The organism is Caulobacter sp. GW821-FHT09B11 (assembly GCF_059418205.1).
Genome location: NZ_JBWKPK010000025.1, coordinates 11,973 through 32,276, shown reverse-complemented (window position 1 = coordinate 32,276; position 20,304 = coordinate 11,973). Strand labels below are relative to the sequence as shown.

Annotated in this window: 14 protein-coding genes, 2 pseudogenes and 1 other annotated feature; of the genes and pseudogenes, 7 read left to right on the top strand and 9 right to left on the bottom strand. The window is 68.5% G+C overall.

The genetic code is table 11. From position 1 onward, the window contains the following. Positions 1-40 precede the first annotated feature (40 nt). The 5 genes from AC07N1_RS18175 to AC07N1_RS18155 all read left to right on the top strand — a co-directional run bounded on the left by AC07N1_RS18175 (position 41) and on the right by AC07N1_RS18155 (position 4,144). Entirely contained in the window at positions 41-829 is a 789-nt protein-coding gene (locus AC07N1_RS18175; protein WP_494673059.1) for a hypothetical protein, read from the top strand. 6 nt (positions 830-835) lie between these two features. Continuing rightward, on the top strand, positions 836-1,213 hold the full coding sequence (locus AC07N1_RS18170) for a VOC family protein (RefSeq protein WP_494673058.1): 378 nt from the start codon (positions 836-838) through the stop codon (positions 1,211-1,213). Positions 1,214-1,290: 77 nt separating this feature from the next. Continuing rightward, positions 1,291-2,427: a helix-turn-helix domain-containing protein gene (locus AC07N1_RS18165; RefSeq protein ID WP_494673057.1), complete on the top strand. Its 1,137-nt coding sequence runs from the start codon at positions 1,291-1,293 to the stop codon at positions 2,425-2,427. A gap of 128 nt (positions 2,428-2,555) precedes the next feature. Continuing rightward, positions 2,556-3,341 carry a MipA/OmpV family protein gene (locus AC07N1_RS18160; RefSeq protein ID WP_494673056.1) on the top strand — a complete coding sequence of 262 codons (786 nt, stop codon included), beginning with the start codon at positions 2,556-2,558 and terminating at the stop codon, positions 3,339-3,341. Between the two features lie 17 nt (positions 3,342-3,358). After that, positions 3,359-4,144, top strand: a complete 786-nt coding sequence (locus tag AC07N1_RS18155) for a CPBP family glutamic-type intramembrane protease (RefSeq protein ID WP_494673055.1) — start codon at positions 3,359-3,361, stop codon at positions 4,142-4,144. On the opposite strand, the gene AC07N1_RS18150 is transcribed toward AC07N1_RS18155, so the two are convergent. Beyond that, positions 4,128-5,600, bottom strand: coding sequence for a SulP family inorganic anion transporter (locus AC07N1_RS18150; RefSeq protein WP_494673054.1), 1,473 nt, complete (start codon positions 5,598-5,600; stop codon positions 4,128-4,130). The genes AC07N1_RS18155 and AC07N1_RS18150 overlap by 17 nt on opposite strands. 20 nt (positions 5,601-5,620) lie before the next feature. Beyond that, positions 5,621-5,674: a sequence feature (sul1 is cis-regulatory element that is thought to sense ions involved in sulfur or methionine metabolism; They are found in Alphaproteobacteria), on the bottom strand. 159 nt (positions 5,675-5,833) lie between these two features. Here AC07N1_RS18150 and AC07N1_RS18145 point away from each other — a divergent pair. Continuing rightward, positions 5,834-8,608 (top strand): annotated as a pseudogene (locus AC07N1_RS18145) (M14 family metallopeptidase); the annotation flags it as partial. A 283-nt stretch (positions 8,609-8,891) separates the two neighbouring features. On the opposite strand, the gene AC07N1_RS18140 reads toward AC07N1_RS18145, so the two are convergent. From AC07N1_RS18140 to AC07N1_RS18105, 8 genes and pseudogenes are all read right to left on the bottom strand, one after another. Continuing rightward, the gene (locus AC07N1_RS18140; protein ID WP_494673053.1) at positions 8,892-9,998 is read right to left on the bottom strand and encodes a PfkB family carbohydrate kinase; all 1,107 of its coding nucleotides are present in this window, start codon (positions 9,996-9,998) and stop codon (positions 8,892-8,894) included. Further along, positions 9,998-10,672 carry a bifunctional 4-hydroxy-2-oxoglutarate aldolase/2-dehydro-3-deoxy-phosphogluconate aldolase gene (locus tag AC07N1_RS18135; protein WP_101715169.1) on the bottom strand — a complete coding sequence of 225 codons (675 nt, stop codon included), beginning with the start codon at positions 10,670-10,672 and terminating at the stop codon, positions 9,998-10,000. The genes AC07N1_RS18140 and AC07N1_RS18135 overlap by 1 nt, the downstream gene beginning before the upstream one ends. Before the next feature lie 480 nt (positions 10,673-11,152). Beyond that, entirely contained in the window at positions 11,153-13,879 is a 2,727-nt protein-coding gene (gene ppc, locus AC07N1_RS18130) for a phosphoenolpyruvate carboxylase (RefSeq protein ID WP_494673052.1), read from the bottom strand. Positions 13,880-14,170: 291 nt separating this feature from the next. Continuing rightward, positions 14,171-14,929: a 2-dehydro-3-deoxy-D-gluconate 5-dehydrogenase KduD gene (gene kduD, locus AC07N1_RS18125; protein WP_487291008.1), complete on the bottom strand. Its 759-nt coding sequence runs from the start codon at positions 14,927-14,929 to the stop codon at positions 14,171-14,173. A gap of 30 nt (positions 14,930-14,959) precedes the next feature. Beyond that, a pseudogene (locus tag AC07N1_RS18120) lies at positions 14,960-15,055 on the bottom strand (hypothetical protein); the annotation flags it as partial. A 32-nt stretch (positions 15,056-15,087) separates the two neighbouring features. Further along, positions 15,088-15,930 carry a 5-dehydro-4-deoxy-D-glucuronate isomerase gene (gene kduI, locus AC07N1_RS18115; RefSeq protein ID WP_487291007.1) on the bottom strand — a complete coding sequence of 281 codons (843 nt, stop codon included), beginning with the start codon at positions 15,928-15,930 and terminating at the stop codon, positions 15,088-15,090. A gap of 25 nt (positions 15,931-15,955) precedes the next feature. Further along, positions 15,956-17,410 carry a glucuronate isomerase gene (gene uxaC, locus AC07N1_RS18110; protein ID WP_494673051.1) on the bottom strand — a complete coding sequence of 485 codons (1,455 nt, stop codon included), beginning with the start codon at positions 17,408-17,410 and terminating at the stop codon, positions 15,956-15,958. A 104-nt stretch (positions 17,411-17,514) separates the two neighbouring features. After that, positions 17,515-18,597 carry a LacI family DNA-binding transcriptional regulator gene (locus AC07N1_RS18105; RefSeq protein ID WP_494673050.1) on the bottom strand — a complete coding sequence of 361 codons (1,083 nt, stop codon included), beginning with the start codon at positions 18,595-18,597 and terminating at the stop codon, positions 17,515-17,517. Between the two features lie 158 nt (positions 18,598-18,755). Between AC07N1_RS18105 and AC07N1_RS18100 the strand changes: the two genes are divergently transcribed. Further along, positions 18,756-20,264, top strand: a complete 1,509-nt coding sequence (locus AC07N1_RS18100; RefSeq protein ID WP_494673049.1) for a UxaA family hydrolase — start codon at positions 18,756-18,758, stop codon at positions 20,262-20,264. Positions 20,265-20,304: the final 40 nt, after the last annotated feature.

Genomic DNA, 20,304 nt, shown 5'->3' with positions numbered 1-20,304 from the left:
CTAAACTCTCACTTGCAGTGGCAGGAGAGACTTCTTCAAAATGGTGCGTTTTCCATATGCGTGCGGGCTCGCCTTCGGACTGGCGTTTCTGGCGCTTTCGACGGCCGCGGCCGCGGCCGAGCCCGACAAGACGCAGGCTCTCCAAGACGTTGTCGTTTGGCAGGGCCAGCCGTTCGTGCCGAACCAAGGCACAACTTACATCGGCGAGTTGCGGCTGAAGCCCGGCGCGCAGATCTTCACCAACGGCTTCCCGGTGAAGCTGGTAATCGAGCTCTTGATCATCGAAGACACGGCCCAGCTAATATCCCCTGGCTCCTCAGAGGCGACAATGGGAGACAGCGCCGGCCTAGTCGAGTTGGTGGTCCAGAACGTGGAGGGCAAGGGCCTCTCGATCCTCAACGCCGGAGTGGCGGGCGCGCCAGGCTCCAATGCACCGCCACGCGACCCATCCGCCTGCGCCGCCGACGCCGCCGCCTCGGCCGGCAACCCTGGCGGCCCGGGACAAAACGGCGGCGACGCGGCCAATGTCTCCATAGTCACCTCCTCGCAGTCGGCCTGGGCGGCCTTCTCGGTGCTCACCGACACGAACGCCGCCGGGCAGCCTCAAAACTGCGGCGGCCAGATCTGCGGGGGTCTCGGAGGCCTAGGCGGCGCGGGCGGCGCGGGTGTTCCCGTCAAGCCCGCATGCGACAGCAAAGCCCTCGGACCGGACGGACCCCCAGGCGCGACGGGGTCGACGGGCCGCAACGGGAAGGTCTCCTTCAACTGGTCCGTCGCCATGCCCGAGCGTTCGCGGCAGGATTCGCTTACAGCTTCCCGCAGGGAGTGAAAGGCCATGCCCGCCGTTTCCGGAACGCCCGTCGCCTTCGTCCACGTCAGCGACCGTCAGCGCGCGCTCGACTTCTATGTCGAGAAGCTGGGCCTGGCGGTGCATAGCTCCGATCCGTTCGGCGACTTTCTGGGAGCGGGCGACGCGCTGATCCGCCTGACCGCCCTGCCCGATTTCAAGGCCGGCGCCCATCCGGTGTTCGGCTGGAACGTCGAGGACATCGAGGCCGCCGTGCGCGCCCTGGCCGGCCGGGGCGTGGTCTTCACGATCTACGAGGGCTTCGGCCAGGACGCCCTGGGCATATGGACCGCTCCCGACGGCAAGGCCAAGGTCGCCTGGTTCGCCGATCCCGATGGCAACGTGCTGAGCCTGTCGCAGGCTTGAGGCGACGCACGTTCCGCGACACTCTCCGCGCCGTTTCGCGCGGAAGGCTTCTGGCGCGGTTTCGGGGAAATGACTGAATGAGCAGCGCCCTGGTGCTGATCCTGTCGTCGGCCGCCGCCGCCATCGGGCTGTTCGCGGCGACGCAGCTGGTGCTGCGGCCCGGCTGGCGCAAGGCTCCGGCGACGGCGCTGGCGGTGTTCCTGCTGCTGAGCGCGCTGTCGGGCGTCGACCTGATCCTGGATCGTGGCGGCGTCTACGCCGCCGCGCCCTGGGCGACGGGGATCCTGTGGTCGACCTCGCTGTTCCTGGGACCGGCGATCCTGGCCTATGTGGTGGCCATGACCGGGGATCCGGAGGCGGGATGGAGCCCGGAGCGCATCGCCCGGCTCTGCTGGCCGGCCGGGATCGCCCTTCTCCTGGCCCTGCCGTTCTTCGCCCTGCCGATCCCGACCCGCATCGCCATCTATACCGGCGTGGGCGCCGAGACCGACGCCTGGGCCGGCCCGCTGCAACTGGCCTTCGTGGCGCTGTTCCTGGTCACGACCCTGGGCTATCTGGCCGCCGCCTTCCGGGTGATGGGCCGGCACGTGCGGCGGGTGCGCGACCTTTTCTCCAACATCGAGAACCGCACCCTGAGCTGGCTGCGGGTGCTGCTGCTGGTGATGCTGGCCGCCTGGATCTGGGGCGCGGTGAAGTCGGGCCTGGCGCTGAACGTCGCCCACGCCGACGGGCTGGACGTCGCGGGCGCCGCGGTGGAGCTGGCCTGGACGGCGGCCATCGGCCTGTTCGGCCTGTCGCAGCAGCCGATCTTCACGCCCCAGACCGAGACGCCCAAGGCCCTGCCGCCGGCCGAGAAATACGCCCGCTCGGCCCTGCCCGAGACGCGCCAGGTCGAGATCGCCGCCCGGCTGGAGAGGGCGATGGCGACCGAGACCCTGCACCGCGATCCGCTGCTGTCGCTGAGCGCGCTCGCCGCCCGCATCGGCGTCTCGCCCAACCACCTGTCGCAGGCGCTGAACGAGCACCTGGGCCAGAGCTTCTTCGACTATGTGAACCGCTGGCGGGTCGACGAGGCCGTGGAGCGGATCCGCACCACCGACGAGGCCATCCTGTCGATCGCCTACGAGGTGGGGTTCAACTCGCGCTCGACCTTCAACGCCGCGGTCAAGAAGCACGCCGGCCGCCCGCCCAGCGCCTTCCGCCCCGCCGCCTGACGCCCCCGGCAATGTCCGGTCCGGCAGGATCGGAAGCCCGAACCCTTCGAGCCTACCCGTCCGGACGACGCCCGGCGGCGCCTGCTCCAGCCTCGTGACTGTCACCTCCCCGTTCGAGAGAAACAGTCATGATCCTCCGCCTGAAGGGCGCCGCCCTGGCCGCCTGCGCCCTGGCGCTCCACCCGTTCGCCGCTCATGCGGAGAGCCAAGAGCCCGACCACCTGCTGCTGCTCGGCGCCGGCGTCTATGCGACCAGCAATCCTTACGAGAGCGCCCGCGAGAAGACCGAGACCGGCGTCCTGCCGCTGTTCTTCTACCAGAACCGCTACCTGACCGCCGACCTGTCGGGCCTGACGGTGAAGGCCTACGAGACCAAGCACTTCAAGCTGGAGGGCCGCATCAGCCCGCGCTTCCAGCTGGTGGACCCCAAGGACACCCGGAACTTCGCCTTCCTCGAGCGCGACACCGGCGTCGATGTCGGCGCGCGGTTCAGCGGCATGGCCGGGCCGGCGACCCTGAGCCTGGAGGTGCTGGCCGACGCCACCGGCGAGACCGAGGGCCAGGAGATCAATCTCGACCTGACCCTGGCGGCCCAGCCCACCGAACGGCTGTCGCTGGAGGCCGTGGCCGGCCTGTCGTGGAAGGACGAAAAGCTGGCCACCTGGCTCTACGGCCTGCGCGAGAACGAGGTCAGCCCGGCTTTGGCCTACGAGTTCGGGCGCACGCCCCGGGCGCCGTCTGGCGGGGTGGTCGTGCCCTCGCTGGGGATCCAGGCCCGCTACCAACTGACCGAGCGGCTCTATGTGATCGCCGCCGCCGAGGTCGAGGTCTTCGACAAGGACATCAAGAACAGCCCGCTGATCGCCAAGGGCCAGACCGCCGCCGGCTTCGTCAGCCTCGTTCGCCGGTTCTAGGCGTGCGCCCCGTGCACATGTCGCGGATCTTCGTCGTCCCCAGCGGCCTGGCGACCGCCTGGGAGACCTTGCTCATCCTGCTGATCTGGCTGGCCGCCGTCGCGCCGATGGCGGTGCTGGCCTGGGTCGTCGCCCCGGCCCTGATGGCGCCGGGCGACCCGCTGCCAGGCCTGGTGTTCTGGCGCATGGTGGTGGTCGGCATGGCCTGGCAGAGCGTGCTGGCCCTGGTCGTGCTGAGGCTGGAGGGCGTGGCCTTCACCCTGCCGGCGTTGCGTCGGCGGCTGTGGCTGAAGGCGCCGACCTGGCGGTCCAGCGGCCGGCCGTTCGCCTCGGCCTTCCTGCTGGTTCCGCTGTTCGTGGGCCTGGGCTTCCTGGGCGACGAGGCGGTCGGGGCGCTGTTCCAGGCCACGCCCCTGGGACACCGGCTGGCCGAGGCGACGCCCGCCTTCGCCCAGATCGAGCACCTGATCACGCCCGACGCCAGGGGCCGCTGGGACATCCTGGCCCTGGCCCTCGTCTCCAGCCTGTTCAACTACGCCCTGGGCGAGGCCCTGCTGTTCCACGGCGTGCTGCTGCCGCGCATGGAACGGGCCTGGGGGCGCTGGGCGTGGCTGGGCAACGGCCTGCTGTTCGCCGGCTATCACGTGCACAAGATCTGGATCATGCCCGGCCTGGTGATCAGCTGCCTCTGCTACAGCCTGCCGGCCCAGGCCTTCCGGTCGAACTGGCTGGCCGTGGTCATCCATGGCGTCGAGGGCGTGGTGCTGATCGCCGCCGTGCTGATCGTCATCCTGCAGCCGTGAGAGCCCCGTCGGAAGCCCCCAACCTGCCCACCAGCGCCGTTCCAGCCGGATCGAGGCCGACGACCGACACCACCGCGCCTTGGCGGCGGTAGCGCTGCACCACCTTGTCGAGCGCGCCGACGGCGGTCAGGTCCCACAGACGCACGCCGGTCATGTCGATCGCGACGCGGGCGGGATGGCCATGGAACTCGAAACCGGCGGCGAACAGCTCGGCCGAAACGAAGAACAGTTGGCCCTCGACGGCGTAGCGGCGGACGGTCTCGTCGCTGTCCGCCCGCTCCTTCACCGCGATCATCTTCCCGACCTTGCGGGCGAAGAACAGCACGCTGAGCAGAACGCCCAGCACGACGCCCTTGGCCAGATCGCGGGTCGCCAGCACCGTCACGGTCGTGGCCAGCATGACGATCGTCGACTGCACCGGCGTCGAGCGCAGCTTGCGCACCGAGTTCCAGTCGAAGGTCGTGAACGAGACCATGATCATTACCGCCACCAGGGCGGCCATCGGGATCCTCGCCACCCAGTCGCGCAGCACCAGGATCAGGATCAGCAGGAAGAGGCCCGCCCAGAAGGTCGACAGGCGCGAGCGGCCGCCGGACTTCACATTGATGATCGACTGGCCGATCAGGGCGCAGCCGGCCATGCCGCCCAGCAGCGGCGAGACAAGGTTGGCGATGCCCTGGCCGCGGGTCTCGCGGTCCTTGTCCGACGGGCTGTCGGTCAGGTCGTCGAGCAGGTTGGCGGTCAGCAGGCTTTCCAGCAGGCCGACGAAGGCGAGGGTCAGCGAGACCGGCGCGATGATCTTCAGGGTCTCCAGCGTCAGCGGCACGGCCGGTAGATGGAAATGCGGCAGGGCCGTCGGCAGCTGGCCCATGTCGCCGACCGTGTGCACCGGCAGGTTCAGGCCGATCGCCACGGCGCTCAGCGCCAGGATCGCCACCAGCGACGATGGGACGGCCCTGGTCAGGCGAGGGAAGAGATAGATGATCGCAAGGCCCGCCCCGACCAGGGCGAAGGTCTGCCAGTTGCCGCCGATCAGCTGGGGCGTTTGCGCCATGAAGATCAGGATCGCCAGCGAGTTGACGAAGCCGCTCATCACCGAGCGCGAGACGAACTTCACGTAGCGGCCCAGGCGCAGGGTCCCGATGACGATCTGGATGGCGCCGGTCAGCAGGCTGGCGGCGAACAGGTATTCGATGCCGTGCTCCCGCACGAGGCCGCCCATCAGCAGCGACATCGCCCCGGTGGCCGCCGAGATCATCGCCGGACGGCCGCCGACGAAGGCGATGGTCATGGCGATGACGAACGAGGCGTAGAGGGTCACGGCCGGGTCGACGCCGGCGATGAACGCGAAGGCCAGGGCCTCGGGGATCAGGGCCAGGGCGACGACCGTGCCGGCCAGCAGGTCGCGGCCAGGATTGGCGAGCCATTGCTGGCGCGTCTGGGCGAGGAAGCTCATGGAGATCTGTCTTGGGTGCGGGTTTCCCGGGGGATCGGCGCCCGGGGTAGCCATCCGGCGAGGCCGGATCCGTTGTGCGGCCTGCTGATGCCGCATCCGGCGGCGCGGGGCAAGCCTGGCCGCCGCGAACCATTTTTTGCGTCCCGACTGGCTCCACGTGCGGTTTCATGCTCCGCCTGCGTCAAGCTAAGGGGGCCAGCGAAACAAGCGCCCCGCTTTGGTGGATGGGGAGTGCGATGACGCGACACGTAGCGATGGCCGGGGCCGCCCTGGCGCTGGTGATGACCCTTGGCGGGCAGGCCGCCTATTCCGCGGAGATCACCCCGCCCGCCCAGGCCTTCGCCCAGGATCCCGGCAGCGACTACTTCCTGGCCGACTACACCGCCTACGAGGCCTATCTGAAGACCCTGGCCGGCCAGTCGGACCGCATGAAGCTGGTCGACATCGGCAAGTCCGAGGAAGGCCGCACCCAGTGGGTGGCCATCGTATCCTCGCCCGCCAACCTGGCCAAGCTGGACGAATACAAGGCCGTCGCCCGCAAGCTGGCGCGCGGCGAGGTCACCCGCGAGGAGGCCGAAAAGCTGGCCGCCACCGGCAAGGCCGTGGTCTGGATCGACGCGGGCATGCACGCCACCGAGACGGTGACCTCGCAGGGCCAGATCCAGGTGCTCTACCGGATGCTGACCAAGACCGACCCCGAGACGCTGCGCATCCTCGACGACGTCATCGTGCTGTTCGGCCACGACAATCCGGACGGCATGGAGCTGGTGTCCGACTGGTACATGCGCAACGCCGACCCGCAGAAGCGCGAGTTCAACTCGATCCCGCGCCTGTACCAGAAGTACGTCGGCCACGATAACAACCGCGACAGCTTCATGTCGCAGATGTCCGAGACCACCAACGTCAACAAGGTGCTGTTCCGCGACTGGTATCCGCAGATCATCTACAACCAGCACCAGCCGGCCCCGAACGGCATGGTGGTGTTCGTGCCGCCGTTCCGCGACCCCTTCAACTACAACTACGACCCGCTGGTCATGACCTCGCTTCAGGAGGTGGGCATGGCCATGCACAGCCGCCTGGTGGCCGAGGACAAGCCGGGCTCGGGCGCCCGCAGCGCCGCGCCCTACTCGACCTGGCACAACGGCATGGAACGCTCCATCGCCTATTTCCACAACGCCGTGGGCCTGCTGACCGAGATCACCGGCGGGCCGACGCCGATGCCGCTGAACCTGGTGCCGGACGTGCAGCTGCCCAACGGCGACCGCCCGATGCCCGCCCCGCCGCAGACCTGGCATCTGGCCCAGACGGTCGAGTACCAGTGGAGCCTGGACCGGGCGGTGATGGACTACGCCTCGCGCAACCGCGAGCGGATGCTGTTCAACATCTGGAAGATGGCGTCGAACTCGATCGCCAAGGGCTCCAAGGACAGCTGGACGATCACCCCGACCGAGATCGACGAGCTGAAGGAAGCCGGCGCCAAGGTGAAGTTCGACGGCAAGGTCACCGGCTCGCCGACCTCGGCGTCGGTCGATCCATCGCTCTACAAGACCATCCTGCAGGCCCCGGAAAAGCGTGACCCGCGCGGCTACATCCTGACCGCCGACCAGGCCGACAAGCCGACCGTGGTGGCGTTCCTGAACGCCCTGATCAAGGCCGGCGTCGACGTCGATGAGGCCACCAAGCCGTTCACCGTGGCCGGCAAGACCTATCCGGCCGGCTCCTATGTGGTGAAGACCGCCCAGGCCTATCGCCCGCACATCCTCGACATGTTCGAGCCGCAGGACCACCCGCACGACGCCGAGTATCCGGGCGGTCCGCCCAAGGCCCCCTATGACGTCACCGGCTACACCCTGGCCTACCAGACCGGGATCAAGTTCGACCGCGTGCTCGACGGCTTCGACGGACCGTTCGCCCGCGTGCCCGACCTGATCGCCGTCAAGCCGGGCGCGGTGAAGGGCTCGGGCAAGGCCGGCTGGCTGATCGATCACGCGCCCAACAACGCCTTCACCCTGACCAACCGCCTGCTGAAGGCCGGCGCCCAGGTCTCGTGGCTGAAGGACGGCGCCAAGTCCGGCAAGCAGAGCTTCGCGGCCGGGGCCATCTGGGTCCCCTACTCGCCCGCCGCCGCGACCGTGATCACGGCCGGGGTCAAGGAACTGGGCATCGACGCCTGGGCGACGGGTTCGAAGCCCGGCGGCAAGGCCATCGCCCTGAAGCCGGTGCGCATCGGCCTGGTGGACGTCTACGGCGGCTCGATGCCCTCGGGCTGGAACCGCTGGATGTTCGAGAAGTTCGAGGCGCCCTTCCAGGTCGTCTACCCCCAGCGCCTCGACGCCGGGGACCTGGCCAAGGACTTCGACGTGCTGGTGTTCGCCGACGGCGTGGTGCCCGCGCCCGCCGGCGGTCCGTTCCGCGCCGGCCGCGGCTATCCGCAGCCCAAGCCCGAAGAGATCCCGGCCGAGTACCGCCCGTGGCTGGGCACGGTGACCGACGAGACCACCCTGCCCCAGCTGAAGGCCTTCGCCGAGAACGGCGGCACGGTGATCGCCATCGGCGCCTCCACGCGCCTGGCCACCGCCTTCGGCGCGCCGGTCGAGGTGGCCACGGCCAAGACCGAGAACGGCAAGCTGGTGGGCCTGTCGACCAAGGAGCTCTACATCCCCGGCTCGGTGCTGCGGGCCAAGGTCGACGTCACCCAGCCCCTGGCCTACGGCATCCCGGCGGACGTGGACATCTTCTACGACCGCTCGCCGACCTTCACCCTGAAGTCGGACGCCAAGGGCGTGTCGAAGGTCTCGTGGTTCGACAGCGACAAGCCCCTGCGCAGCGGCTGGGCCGTCGGCCAGGACCGCCTGAAGGACACCACGGCGATCCTCGACGTCGACGTGGGCAAGGGCAAGCTGTTCGTCATGGGTCCGGAAATCACCCAGCGGGCGCAGTCGTACGGGACCTTCAAGTTCCTGTTCAACGGGCTGCTGTACGGGCCGGCGGTGAGCGCGGGGAAGTAATTCCAACCACCGTAAAACCCCCGCGAAAGCGGGGGCCCAGGTGTTTTATCGTCGAGCGCCGCGCGTTTCAGAAAAAGCCTGGGTCCCCGCTTTCGCGGGGATTTTACGGAATGAGATATGGAAAAGCCCCGGTCGCAGGACCGGGGCTTTTCTTATGGGGAAAGACCCCCCTCAGTCGCTCCGCGACAGCTCCCCCAGAAGGGGAGCATCTACTTGGCGCGGCGCTTCCAGATCCTCCCCCTCTGGGGGAGGTGGCCCGGAGGGCCGGAGGGGGTTCTCGGCGTTACCGAATAACCCGCGCCCCAGCCCCCTGCACCAACGCCTCGACCTCCTTCAGCCGCACCATCGAGGTGTCGCCGGGGGTGGTCATGGCCAAGGCCGCGTGGGCCGCGCCGTAGTCGACGGCGGCTTGGGGTCCGAGGTTCTCCATCAGGGCGTAGGCCAGGCCCGAGGCGAAGCCGTCGCCGCCGCCGATGCGGTCGTAGATGGCCAGGCCGTCGCGCATCGGGGCTTCGTAGAAGGCCCCGTCGACCCACAGGATGGCGCCGAAGTCGTTGACGCTGGCCGAGCGCACGGCCCGCAGGGTGGTGGCCAGCACCTTGAGGTTCGGGAAGGCCTTCACCGCCTGCGGGGCCAGGGTCTTGAAGTTGGCCGGGTCGGTGGGCGGCAGCCCCTTGACCAGGCCGTCGATCTCCATCCCCAGACAGACCACGAAGTCATGATCGTTGCCGATCATCACGTCGGTCATGGCGGCGATCTTGCGGTTCAGGGCCTGGGCGGCGTCGAGGCCGCCGCGGTCCTTCCACAACGAGGCGCGGTAGTTCTGGTCGAACGACACGATCACGCCGTGTTTCTTGGCGACCTCCAGGGCCTCCAGCACCACCTCGGCGGTGTTGGACGCCAGGGCCGTGAACACGCCGCCGGTATGGAACCAGCGCACGCCTTCGTCGCCGAACAGCCGCTCCCAGTCGATCTCGCCGGGACGCAGCTGCGAGGCGGCCGAGTTGGCGCGGTCGCTTACGCCCAGTGCCGGGCGCACGCCGAAGCCGCGCTCGGTGAAGTTCAGCCCGACCCGGGTGTTGCGGCCCAGACCGTCGAACGGCCGCCAGACGATGTGGGACATGTCCACGCCGCCCTGGCCGATCAGGTCCTGGGCCAGCCAGCCGAGATCGCTGTCGGGCAGTGCGGTGGCCACGGTGGCGCGCTTGCCCCAGCACTTGCTCATGCCGCGGGCGAAGTTGTACTCGCCGCCGCCTTCCCAGACCTGGAACTGGCGGGCGTTGCGCACCCGCCCGTCGCCGGGATCGAGCCTCAGCATCACCTCGCCGAGGGCCGCGCAGTCCCAGCGGGTCTCCGACGCCGGGCGAAGCTTAAGGATCGGATCGCTCATCAGGCCTTGCCGCGCACCTTGGCGATCAGGTCGACCGTCTCGCGCACCTTCCTGGAGATGCCGGCGTAGTCCTTGGCGTCGAGGGCTTCCTGGGTGATCAGCTTGGAGCCCATGCCGGCGGCGACGATGCCCGCGCCGAACCACTTCTTGATCGAGGCCTCGTCGGGATCGACGCCGCCCGTCGGCATGATCTTGGTCCAGGGCATCGGGCCCATCACGGCCTTGATGAAGTCCGGGCCGCCGACCGACGAGCCGGGGAACACCTTGACGATCTCGCAGCCCAGTTCCTGGGCGTAGGAGATCTCGGTCGCCGAGCCGCAGCCGGGGCTGTAGGGGATCATGCGGCGGTTGCAGAGCTTGGCCACGTCGGCGTTGACGATCGGGCTGACCATGAACTTGGCGCCGTTGGCGATGTATAGGCCGGCGGTCGGCGCATCGACGATCGAGCCGACGCCCATGATCACGCGCGGATCGGCCGAGGCGAAGTGCTTGGTGACTTCGTAGAAGACGTTGGCGGCGAAGTCGCCGCGATTGGTGAACTCGATGCAGGGCGCGCCGCCGTCGGCGCAGGCCTGGATGACGTTCTTACAGATCTCGACGTCCGGGTGGTAGAACACCGGCACCACGCCCTGGGTCTCAAGGGCCTGCAGCACCGCCATACGGTTCTTCAGCATTCGCGTACTCCTCCCGGAAGGGATGGTCTTGCGCGATGCGCCGCTGAGCGCCCCGCGCGTGGAAGATCTGTTCGGCGATCCCTTAGCCCGCGCGCGCGGCTTGCGCCACAGGCCGAGGCTGCCGCCACGTCAATTTCAGCCGCCCTGCCCCACTGGGTGGGTCCGGGTAAAATGAAGGGCGCCGAGCCTAAGCCCGACGCGCTCTCTGGGTAAAATGAAGGGCGTCGGGCAAAAGCCCGACGCCCTGGAAAAGTTTGCGCAGGAGCGAACTCAAAGAGCCGCAGGACGCCCGGCCGCGCGAAGCGGACCAAAACGTCATGACACCGGTATCAAATCGAGCTCGGCTCGCGTTGTCACCGGTGTCATGAACAGATAAGCGCAGTTTCGGCATTTGAGCAAGCCTGTAGAAAACGCTGGGCGCGAGCGGCTGAGTTTTTTGACGGGCGCGCTGATTTTGCGATCAGCGCGCCCCTTTTCAGGTCAGCCCGTGTTGCGCAGGCCGGCGGCGATGCCGGCCACGGTCAGCTGGATGGCCAGGCGCACGTCCTCGGCCTGCTCGCCGCCGCGACGGCGGGCCAGCAGCTCCAGTTGCAGGTGGTTCAGCGGGTCGACCGAGTGGCCGGCCAGGGTCACCGACTCGGCCAGCTCCGGCTGGTTGTCGAGCAGGCTGGAACCGCCGCGGATGGCCAGGGCGATGGTCTGGGCCGCGTCGTGCTCGCGCTTGATGGTCTCGAAGATCCGCTGGGCGTTGTCCTGGTCGGGCGACAGGGCGACGTAGCGGGCGGCGATGCCCATGTGGCTCTGAGCGAGCGCCAGCTCCATGTTCGACAGCAGCGAGGCGAAGAAGTCGAAGCCGCCGGCCAGGTCCTGCAATTGGCCGGTCGACAGGCCCGCCCGCTCGACGCCCGAAGCGAAGCCGTACCAGCCCGGCAGCATGAAGCGGGCCTGCGACCAGCTGAACACCCACGGGATGGCGCGCAGGTCTTCGATCTTGCGGCTGGCGGTGCGGCTGGCCGGACGGCTGCCGATGTTGAGGCCGACGATCTCGCCGATAGGGGTGGCCGACCAGAAGAAGTCCTCGAAGGCCGGGTCGTCATAGACGAGGGCCCGGTAGCCCTCGAACGAGGCCTGGGCCAGGGCGGTCATCGCACCCTCGACCTTGGGATCGGGGCGGTGGGCCGGACGCTGGCTGGACTGCACCACCGCGGCGGCCAGACCGTCGAGATTGCGCCGAGCCGTCGGCTGGTCGCCGAAGCGGCGGGCGATCATCTCGCCCTGCTCGGTCATGCGGATGCGGCCCTGGACGGTGCCGGCCGGCTGGGCCAGCACGGCCTCGGCGGCCGGTCCCCCGCCCCGCCCGACGCTGCCGCCGCGGCCGTGGAACAGCTGGATGCCGACGCCCATGCGGTCGGCCTCGAACGCCAGGGCAGAGGCCCCGCGCGCCACGCCCCGACGAGACGCGACATAGCCGCCGTCCTTGTTGCTGTCGGAGTAGCCGAGCATGATCTCCTGCACCGGCCGGTCGCCCAGGATGGTGCGGCTGATCGGCAGCTCCAGCCACTGGCGCAGCACGCGCGGACCGTTCTCCAGGTCCTCGATGGTCTCGAACAGCGGGGCGATCTTCAGCGACGAGCGCGGCGCCGCGCCGCCCCAGACCAGGCCGACCTGCTTGAGCAGAACGAGCGGCTCGAGGATGTCCGATAGGGTCGCCGACTTGGAGATGATGTAGGCCCCGATGCAGGCGTGGCCATAGTCACGCACGGCCTGGGCCGCGGCTTCCATCGTCGCCAGTTCCTTGGCCGTCTCTTCGCTGTAGGCGGTGAACGGCGAGACCAGCGGCCGCTGGTGCGACAGCTCCTCGATCAGCAGGGCCGAGCGAGCTTCCTCGTCGAGATCCAGATAGCGCACGCCGGTGCCGGCGCGGCGGTAGAGCTCGTCGATCGTGCGCTCGTGGACGTCGGCGTTCTGGCGCAGGTCCAGGCTCATCAGGTGGAAGCCGCAGGCCTTGGCCACCGCGACCAGGGTGCGCAGCGACGAACCGACCAGGCGCTCGCCGCCGCTGGCTTCCAGCGAGTCGATGATGATCTGCAGGTCGGCGACGAAGGCGTCGGGATGGTCGTAGGGCGCGACGTCGGTGCGGCTGGTGGCGTAGGCCACCCACTGGTTGGTCAGCTTCTGCGACACGGCCGTGAGGCGGTCGAAGATCAGCTCCAGGGCCAGACGGTAGGGCTCGTCCAGGCGATGCACCGACGGGTCCTTGGCCTGCGAGGCCAGGTTCAGCAGCTCCTGCGACACCGGGGTGTAGGCGGTCGAGACGGCGAGGTTCGACCACAGCTTGCGCACCTCGCCGGCGTACCAGTCGAGGATCACCCGCGACTGCGACGACAAAGCGAGTTTCAGGGTCTCGCCGTTGACGCCCGGGTGGCCGTCGCGGTCGCCGCCCAGCCAAGAGCCCATCTTCAGCAGCGGCGCGATGTGGCCGTGGCTGCCGATCTTGCCCGACCATTCCTCGTAGAGATCCACCATGGCCGGCAGGATCGAGGTGCGGACGATCGACAGGGCGTTGCGGATCTCGTCCTTCACGGTGATCCGCTCGGGCCGATAGAGACGCGTGCGCCACATCAGGGCGATCTCGCGGAACAGGCGCTCGCGGATGTCGGCTTCCAGGTCGGCCGGCAGGTGATGGCGGCGCAGGGTCATCAGGCGCGAGATCTCGGTCTCGCGATCGACCATGCTGCGGCGACGCACTTCGGTCGGGTGAGCGGTCAGCACCGGCACCACGTTCATGGCGGCGAACACCTTGGCCAGCTCGGCGTCGGTCTTGCCCTCGGCCTTCAGCGCCGCGACGGCGTCGACCAGGGTGCGGGCGCGCTCGTCGCCCGGCTGGGCGTCGGCCTCGGCGTGGCGGCGGCGGCCGGCGACGTCCTCGCCGATATTGGCCAGCAGTGAATGGCTGGCGAAGGCGCGGGCCAGGAAGATGGCCTGCTCGTTGGACAGGTCGGCGAACAGGTGGTCGAGGCCGGGGGCCTCGCCGTCGGCGGTCTCGTGCGAGGCGGCCTTGCGGGCCTTGGTCACCAGCTCGCCGGCCTCGTCGCCTTCCAGATAGGCGATGGCCTCGATCAGGAGTTCGCCCAGCAGATTGGCGTTCCGCCGGACATCACGGCTGGTGGGTCGGTCTGAGCCGAGGGAGAGGGCCGAGTCGCGCATGCGCATGCTCCATCACCGCCGCGAGGAGGAGCGGCGGATCGTCAGGACTGTAAGAACTGATCTAACGGTTCTCGCGTCCAACCCGGCCCGGACGAACGCTGTGCGGGCTCTAGCGCCCTTCGCCGCCGGGGGGAAGCCGGACGGTGATATGGTTGCGCTACCATCATTCAATGGCGCGCATTTTGTGCGCGAGAGGATGCAGTTGGGTCCCGGCGCGCCCCAGAACGGAAAATCCCCGCGAAGTCGCCTTCGCGGGGATCGAACGTTCGGTATTCCCGAAGACTGTGGAGCTTAGCGCGCCAGCCAGCCGCCATCGACCGGCAGGGTGACGCCCTGGATGTAGTCGGCGGCCGACGAGGCCAGGAAAACGGCGGCGCCGCCCAGGTCTTCCGGACGGCCCCAGCGGCCGGCCGGGATGCGGGCCAGGATCGAGGCGTTGCGGTCGGCGTCGGCGCGCAGGGCCTCGGTGTTGTTGGTGTCGAAATAGCCGGGGGCGATGGCGTTGACGTTGATCCCCTTGGTCGCCCACTCGTTGGCCAGGATCTTGGTCAGGCCGGCCAGGCCCGACTTGGCGGCCGTGTACGACGGCACGCGGATGCCGCCCTGGAACGACAGCAGGCTGGCGATGTTGATCACCTTGGCGCCGGTCCCCTGGGCCAGGGCCTGCTTGGCGAAGGCTTGGGTGAGGAAGAAGACGACCTTCAGGTTGGTGTCGATCACCGCGTCCCAGTCGGCTTCCGAGAATTCGATCGAGTCGGCGCGGCGGATGATGCCGGCGTTGTTGACCAGGATGTCGACCTTGCCGAGGGCGGCGACGGTCTCGTCGACCACGCGCTGGACGGGCTCGATGGTCGAGAAGTCGGCCTTGATCGACACGAACTTGCGGCCCAGGGCCTCGACGGCGGCCTTGGTCTCGGTCGGTTCGCTGCGGCCCGCGGCGGCGATGTCGGCGCCGGCCTGAGCGAGCGCGATGGCGATCCCCTGCCCGATGCCGGTGTTGGCGCCGGTGACGAGCGCGACCTTGCCTTCGAGGCTGAACGGATTGGCCATGGTGCTTAGTTTCCTGAATCCCAAAGTGTCGTCATCCCGGACGGCCGAAGGCCGATCCGGGACCCAGGGGCCGGCGCGCTGCGGCTGCCCCTGGGTCCCGGCTTACGCTATGCTTCGGCCGGGATGACGGCCGAAGGAACGCGGGCGGCGTGTTACGCCTACTTCAGCTGGCAGATGTCCAGCACGTTCATGTCGGTGTAGTCGAGGTTCTCGCCGCCCATCGCCCAGATGAAGGTGTAGTTGGCGGTGCCCGAGCCCATGTGGATCGACCACGGCGGGCTCATGACGGCCTCTTCGTTGGCGATCACGATGTGACGCATCTCGTCCGGCTCGCCCATGTAGTGGAACACGCGGTCGTTCTCGCCCAGGCCGAAGTAGAAATAGGCTTCCGAGCGACGGTCGTGCAGGTGGGGCGGCATGGTGTTCCAGACGCTGCCCGGCTTCAGCACGGTCATGCCCAGCAGCAGCTGGGCCGACTTGCAGGTGGTCGGCACAATGTACTGGTAGATGGTGCGCTCGTTGGAGGTCTCCAGCGCGCCGCGCTCCAGCGGGATGGCGTCGGCGAAGGCCAGCTTCTTGGTCTCGAACGCGGCGTGGGCCGGCAGGCTGACCAGGTAGAAGCGGGCGGCTTCGCCGCCCGTGCCTTCGAAGGTCACTTCCTTGGCGCCCATGGTGACGTACAGGCCGTCACGCGGAACGATGTCGTAGGCGACGCCGTCGACGGTGATCTTGCCGGTGGTCTCGCCGACGTTGATCACGCCCAGCTCGCGGCGCTCCAGGAACGGGTGGCCGGCGGCCGAGGCCGGTTCGGTCTGGTCGGGCAGCTTCACGGCGCCCACGGCGACCACGCCGCCGACGACGAAGCGTTCGGCGTGGTTGTAGTTGAGGACGACTTCGCCTTCGACGAAGAGGTCCTGCATCAGGTAGCGGTCGCGCAGGTCGTCGTTGCTGACCGCGAACATCATGTCCGGATGGGTGGCGTGGTAGGTCTTGGCGAACATCGAGTTTACTCCGGAAGTGGTGTTCTTATTCGGCGGCGAGCGCCGGGGCCGGTAGCGGCCGCGGCTGATCGAGCTTGTAGGCCTTCTTAGGCAGATTGTACGTCAGGTCTACGATGAGCTCCTGAGCTTCCACCAGATCCATGCGGTGCTCGCTCACCATGCGCGCCAGGAAGGCGCTGTCGACGCGACGGGCGACATCGTGGCGGGCGGGGATCGACAGGAAGGCGCGGGTGTCGTCGTTGAAGCCGACGGTGTTGTAGAAGCCGGCGGTCTCGGTGACCTGCTCGCGGAAGCGCATCATGCCTTCCGGGCTGTCGTGGAACCACCAGGAGGGGCCCAGCTTCAGCACCGGATAGTGGCCGGCCAGCGGGGCCAGTTCGCGGCTGTAGGTCGTCTCGTCCAGGGTGAACAGGATGATCGACAGGCGCGGGTCGTTGCCCAGGCGCGTCAGCAGCGGCTTCAGCGCATCCACGTACTCGGTGCGCATCGGAATGTCGGCGCCCTTGTCGCGCCCGTGCGATTCCAGCAGGCCGACATTGTGGTTGCGGTGCGAGCCGGGGTGGATCTGCATCACTAGGCCGTCCTCGAGGCTCATCTTGGCCATCTCGGTCAGCATCTGGGCGCGGAACAGTTCGGCCTTGGCCGGCGTGACGTTCCCCTTCACCAGGTCGGCGAACAGGGCTTCGGTCTCGGCCTCCGACAGGTCGGCCGTGGCCGCCGTCGGATGGCCGTGGTCGGACGAGGTGGCGCCGGCTTCGATGAAGGCCGCCCGGCGGATGCGGTGGGCTTCGAGATAGCCCTTCCAGCTGTAGACGTCCTGGCCCGAGATCTCGGCGAAGCGTTCGAAGGCGCGCGGGCTGCGCTCGTCCTCGAAGTCGATGACCGCGTCGGGGCGATAGGCGGTGATGACGTGGCCGCCCCAGCCGCTCTCGCGGATGGCCTTGTGGTGCTTCAGCGGATCGTGCGGGCCCTCGGTGGTGGCCAGGGTCTCGATGTTGAAGCGGTCGAACAGGGCGCGCGGGCGGAAGGCGTCGGTGGCCAGCGCTTCGTTGATGCCGTCGAAATAGGCGTCGGCGTTGTCCTCGCCGAGGAACTCGGTAAAGCCGAACACCTTGCCGAACACGTGGTTCAGCCAGATCCACGACGGCGTGCCGCGGAAGAGGTGGAAGTTCTTGGCGAACACCTTCCAGGCCGCGCGCGGATCGGTGGCCGGCACGCCGGACTTGCGCGGCACCTTCACGTCGTCCAGCGCCACGCCCTGGCTGTAGAGCATGCGGAAGACGTAGTGGTCGGGCGCCAGCAGCAAGTCGGTGGCGTCGCGGAACGGCTCGTTGGTCGCGAACCAGGCCGGGTCGGTGTGGCCGTGCGGGCTGATGATCGGCAGGGCCGCGACGGTGGCATAGAGCTCGCGGGCGATGCCGCGCACGGTCGGATCGGCCGGGAACAGGCGATCGTCGTGCAAGATCAGGGGGCGGGCCATGGCGTGTCTCCTCGTCCCTTCGCCTCGAACCCTAGCGGGTCGCTTCGAGGCGCTTGGTAACCGGTGTCAGAACTTGGTGCAAGGTGCAGGGCGCGGCGCGCACCCTACACAGGTTTGGGAGCGGCGGAAGACTCGCGGACCACCAGATAGGGGATCGTGGTCGCCGGATCGCCTGGTTCCTTGCCCTCGCGGGCGATCAGCTTCTCGGCGGCCATGCGGCCGACCTGGCGCGTCGGGATGTGGACGGTGGTCAGCGGCGGCCAGACGGCCTGGGCGATCTGGAAGTCGTCGAAGCCGACCACGGTCAGGTCCTCGGGCACGGTCAGTCCCGCACGGCGGGCGGCCTGCAGCACACCGGCGGCCATCTCGTCGTTGCCGGCGAAGATGGCGGTCGGACGCGGGGTCTTGGCCAGCAGCGCCTCGCCGGCGGCCAGGCCCGATTCGAAGGTGTAGGCGCCCTGCACCACATAGTCCGGGTCGAGCTTCAGCCCCGCCGCCGCCAGGGCGTCCTCGAAGCCCCCTCGCCGCTCGTGCGACGAACGGAAGCTGGGCAGGCCGGTGATGAAGCCGATGCGCTCGTGGCCAAGGCCCACGAGGTGCTCGCCCATGGCCTGGGCGCCCAGCCGGTCGTGGCCGACGATCATGTGCTCTTCCTCGTCCAGCGGGACCGAGGCGATGCGGATGTATTCACAGCCGATCTCGCGCAGCAGGTCGGCGACGCGCTCGTCTTCGGAAACCGACGGCGGCAGGATCACCCCGAACAGCTTCTGCCGCTCGATGAACATCCGCACGTCCTGCAGGAAGGTCGGGCTGGAACGGTCGCAGGGATGGACCACCAGCTCGAAACCCGAGCCGCGCATGCCGTCCAGCAGGCCAAGCTGCATGTTGACGACGTACTGGGGGTTCGGGTTGTCGTAGATCATGCCGATCAGGAACGAGCGGCGAAACGCCAGGCCGCGGGCCTGGGGATCGGGGGCGTAGCCCCACTCGGCGATCACCGCCTCGATCCGCTGGCGGGTTTCCTCGCGGACGAACGGCGACTGGTTGATGACCCGCGAGACGGTCTTCTTGGAGACCCCGGCCAGGCGGGCGATGTCGTTGATGGTGGCGCGGCGACGACCGCTTTCCAGCGCGGCGTTCACATCCGTGTCGTCGGCGGACTTGTTTGGCGTCTTAGACGAGGTCACGGCGTTTCCATGCAGTGGTTTTCGTTTTTTGTCATACTCCAGCGTCCAAAGCGTCGCCAATCAAGCGGCAAAAAGCACGCCATCGACACCCTTGACACCGGTTTCCACTCCCTTAGGACCGGATGGCAGCACAAAAAGTCGCAAAGACAAAGACCCAGATGAGCGAAACAGCCTCCCTCCCCGGCGAATCGATCCACGGCGTCGACCCGCGCGACCACGTCGCCACCGCCCTGCGGCCTCTGGCGGCCGGCGAAACCATCGACCTGCACGGCCAGTCGATCCTGGTGCGCAGTGACATCCCCAAGGGCCACAAGATCGCCGTCCGCGCCGCCGCAAAAGGCGAGGACGTGCTGAAGTACGGCTGGCCGATCGGCCGGGCCACCAGCGACATCGCCGTCGGCGACCACGTGCACGTCCACAATGTCGAAACCCGCCTGGAGGGCGTCGAGGGCTATGCCTACGCCCCGGCCGCGACCGACAACACCGAAGTGGTCGGAGACCGCACCTTCCTTGGCTATCGCCGCAAGAACGGCCGGGTGGGCACTCGCAACGAGATCTGGGTGCTGTGCACCGTCGGCTGCGTGGCCAACACAGCCCGCCGCATCGCCGAGAAGGCCAACGCCCGCTTCGCCGGCCGCATCGACGGGGTGTTCGCCTTCCCCCACCCGTTCGGCTGTTCGCAGCTGGGCGATGACCTGTCCCACACCCGCCAGTTGATCGCCGGCCTGGCAGCCCATCCCAACGCCGGCGGCGTGCTGATCCTGGGCCTCGGCTGCGAGAACAACCAGCTCAAGGCCCTGCTCGACAGCGCCCCGGACCTGGATCCCGCCCGCCTGCGCTCGTTCACCACCCAGTTCGTCGAGGACGAGTACGAGCAGGGCCTCGAAGCCATCGAGGAACTGGTCGCCATCGCCGAGCAGGACCGCCGCGAGCCGGCGCCGATCTCCGAACTGGTGGTGGGCCTCAAGTGCGGCGGCTCGGACGGCTTCTCCGGCGTCACCGCCAACCCGCTGGTCGGCCGCATCGCCGACAAGGTGGCCGCCGCCGGCGGCACGCCGGTGCTGACCGAGATCCCCGAGGTGTTCGGGGCCGAGAACGTGCTCCTTCAGAGGGCCGCGAGCCGCGAAATCTTCGACGAGGCCGTCGCGGTGATCGACGACTTCAAGCGCTACTTCATCGACAACAACCAGCCCATCTACGAGAACCCCTCGCCCGGCAACATCGCCGGCGGCATCACCACCCTGGAGGAAAAGTCCCTGGGCGCGGTGCAGAAGGGCGGCCGCGCGCCGCTGGTCGAGGTGTTGCGTTACGGCGAGCGGGTCGGTCCGCACGGCCTGACGCTGCTGGAAGCGCCGGGCAACGACGCGGTGTCGTCCACCGCCCTGACGGCGGCGGGCGCCACGGTGATCCTGTTCACCACCGGTCGCGGCACCCCGCTGGGCTTCCCCGCACCCACCCTGAAGATCGCCTCCAACAGCGCCCTGGCGGCCCGCAAGCCCTCGTGGATCGACTTCGACGCCGGGGTGGTGCTGGACGGCCAGACCATGGACCAGGCCGCCGACTCCCTGCTCGACCTGGTGATCGCCACGGCCTCGGGCCAGGAGACCAAGGCCGAACGCAACGGCGAGCGCGAGATCGCCATCTGGAAGTCGGGCGTGACGCTGTAGGGCGTAGCATTCGATCGCCTACGCCCCTTCGGTCGTCACC

Excerpts from the sequence above, each read along its gene's own strand:
- AC07N1_RS18175 (WP_494673059.1), top strand. The coding sequence starts at position 41 with ATGGTGCGTTTTCCATATGCGTGCGGGCTCGCCTTCGGACTGGCGTTT.
- AC07N1_RS18170 (WP_494673058.1), top strand. The coding sequence starts at position 836 with ATGCCCGCCGTTTCCGGAACGCCCGTCGCCTTCGTCCACGTCAGCGAC.
- AC07N1_RS18165 (WP_494673057.1), top strand. The coding sequence starts at position 1,291 with ATGAGCAGCGCCCTGGTGCTGATCCTGTCGTCGGCCGCCGCCGCCATC.
- AC07N1_RS18160 (WP_494673056.1), top strand. The coding sequence starts at position 2,556 with ATGATCCTCCGCCTGAAGGGCGCCGCCCTGGCCGCCTGCGCCCTGGCG.
- AC07N1_RS18155 (WP_494673055.1), top strand. The coding sequence starts at position 3,359 with ATGTCGCGGATCTTCGTCGTCCCCAGCGGCCTGGCGACCGCCTGGGAG.
- AC07N1_RS18150 (WP_494673054.1), bottom strand. The coding sequence starts at position 5,600 with ATGAGCTTCCTCGCCCAGACGCGCCAGCAATGGCTCGCCAATCCTGGC.
- AC07N1_RS18140 (WP_494673053.1), bottom strand. The coding sequence starts at position 9,998 with ATGAGCGATCCGATCCTTAAGCTTCGCCCGGCGTCGGAGACCCGCTGG.
- AC07N1_RS18135 (WP_101715169.1), bottom strand. The coding sequence starts at position 10,672 with ATGCTGAAGAACCGTATGGCGGTGCTGCAGGCCCTTGAGACCCAGGGC.
- ppc (WP_494673052.1), bottom strand. The coding sequence starts at position 13,879 with ATGCGCGACTCGGCCCTCTCCCTCGGCTCAGACCGACCCACCAGCCGT.
- kduD (WP_487291008.1), bottom strand. The coding sequence starts at position 14,929 with ATGGCCAATCCGTTCAGCCTCGAAGGCAAGGTCGCGCTCGTCACCGGC.
- kduI (WP_487291007.1), bottom strand. The coding sequence starts at position 15,930 with ATGTTCGCCAAGACCTACCACGCCACCCATCCGGACATGATGTTCGCG.
- uxaC (WP_494673051.1), bottom strand. The coding sequence starts at position 17,410 with ATGGCCCGCCCCCTGATCTTGCACGACGATCGCCTGTTCCCGGCCGAT.
- AC07N1_RS18100 (WP_494673049.1), top strand. The coding sequence starts at position 18,756 with ATGAGCGAAACAGCCTCCCTCCCCGGCGAATCGATCCACGGCGTCGAC.